This window comes from Gelidibacter mesophilus DSM 14095 (genome assembly GCF_000423005.1).
GTDB lineage: Bacteria > Bacteroidota > Bacteroidia > Flavobacteriales > Flavobacteriaceae > Gelidibacter > Gelidibacter mesophilus.
In genome coordinates this window covers 1-1,969 of the sequence record NZ_AUHD01000040.1, presented here as the reverse complement: position 1 = coordinate 1,969, position 1,969 = coordinate 1, and the positions used below count along the sequence as shown (strand labels likewise).

2 protein-coding genes are annotated in these 1,969 nt (G+C 30.1%); both read left to right on the top strand.

The window, feature by feature from the left end:
• The first annotated feature begins 118 nt into the window (after window positions 1-118).
• Entirely contained in the window at window positions 119-886 is a 768-nt protein-coding gene (locus tag G525_RS0117775) for a hypothetical protein (RefSeq protein WP_027127332.1), read from the top strand.
• Between the two features lie 174 nt (window positions 887-1,060).
• Complete coding sequence (locus G525_RS0117770; RefSeq protein WP_027127331.1) at window positions 1,061-1,891, top strand: HD domain-containing protein; 831 nt, start codon at window positions 1,061-1,063, stop codon at window positions 1,889-1,891.
• Window positions 1,892-1,969 lie beyond the last annotated feature (78 nt).

Here is a 1,969-nt window from a genome sequence, read left to right as displayed (position 1 = left end):
ACTTATCTTTAGACTATAAAACACCTAATATGGTATATAAATTATCAGCGTAAATTCAATTTTAACCTGTAGCCATATTTTAGGACGAGACATATCTCAACAGTACGTAAAAATTGAAATGAAAACGAAAATATTAAGCTTTTTGTTATTAATTACACTACTTGCTTCTTGCGACAAATATTCTCGTGAAAAATATCCTCAATTAGCTTCTAAAACGGAAAGTTATAAATATATAAATAGTTGCTATTCTGCCGAGTTTGAGAGTTTGGACAAAATCCCAACTGAAATGCAGAATAAATTAATCTCTTATCTAAAAAACAGGATAGGAAATAATAATTTTCAAAAACTGGAATTTGATAATGGTTATGTGCTTTCTGACAAACCAATAGAAATAGAAAGAACCGAGAATGAAAGTTCCATTTTAGCACTATTAGGTCAAGACAAAGAAAAAACGGATTGTGACTCAATTTTAGATTTTCCTATATATTCAGTCGTTTATCAATTAAAAATACCTGAAATCGGAATTGAAAAAATTGGACTAAATTTAATGCTTGACAATAATGGGAAAGTGATTAAAGACATTGATTTCCCAAAGGCTGAATTTGCTGATCGAATAATATCAATTGACTCTGTCCATTCGGAATTAATTCGTAGAAAAATCTCATATAAAAAGCTGAATATTGACTTGTGGTTTGACAAAAGAACCGAATCATTTATTTGGTCTACAAATACACTCATTCGTGAAGGAAGTATTGCTGGACCAAGTTGCTTTCCAGAAGTACAATATCACTTTAAGATGAACGCAAGCAATGGATTAATAACGGAATATGATTTTGAGAAAAGAGAAGAATATTTCTTTGGAATGGATAATCATTATGTTGAATAAAAAATACGTTGCACAACACAGTATATAAGCTATGGCTTGGTCTGTCCTCACTTGGAAAATCCTGCGGATTTTCCAAAGCCAGTTTTTATTTGGAGAGGTTCGTGCCGACACACGCCACAGCTCATATAAATAAACGTTGCCACACTTTGAGAAACATTGTAACACTAAACAATAATGATCATAGACAATGACTTCAGATTAGATGATTTAACTCTAATCAAACACCTAAAAAGTATAGAAAGTCCATTTCTTTCCAAAATACAAGAAGTTTACGATGAAATTAAAGATATTCTAAATACCAGAGTACAGCACGTATTTCCAAATTACACATTACATAATACTGGACATTCATTCAGAATTATGGAATATATGAGTAAGTTAATTCAAGATTATTCGAAACTAAATGAGCTTGAAATTACGCTATTAATATACTCGGCACTATTGCACGATATTGGAATGGCAGTTAGTGAAGAAGATATATCTTTAATCAAAAATGACAATTTCCCTTTTTGCGACATTAAGTTTTCAGCGATGAAAAAACTTATGAATGGAAACGAAGATTTAGCCTTACAAGAATATGTTAGACGTATTCACTCCTCGCTATCTGCAAAATATATAATTGAAAAACTTAAGGATAAGTTTGCTATTCCAAAATTAGCTAATCTTGATTTTACAAGAGAACTTTCGTTAATTTGTGAGAGCCATACGAAAGATTATGACTGGATTAAAAACAATTTAAGAATAAATGAAATAAAAGGAGACTACTATTTTAATTCTCAATATATAGCTTGTATTTTGAGAATGGCAGATATTTTAGATATAGATGGAAATAGAACACCATATAATCTTTACAAAATTATTTCACCAAAGAACAATAGTGATGAAGAATGGAAACAACATTTTGTAATCGAAAATAATGATAAGATAGTTCTTAACGAAAAAACCAACCAAAAGAAATTAGTTTTTCACGGAAAAGCAAACAATGCAAGTGTAAGCTCCCCTTAAAACCGAACTGTTTAAAAGTAGAATAATTATCTTAATTTTAAACAGTATTATGAGAAAGAGTAAATTTTCACCACAGCA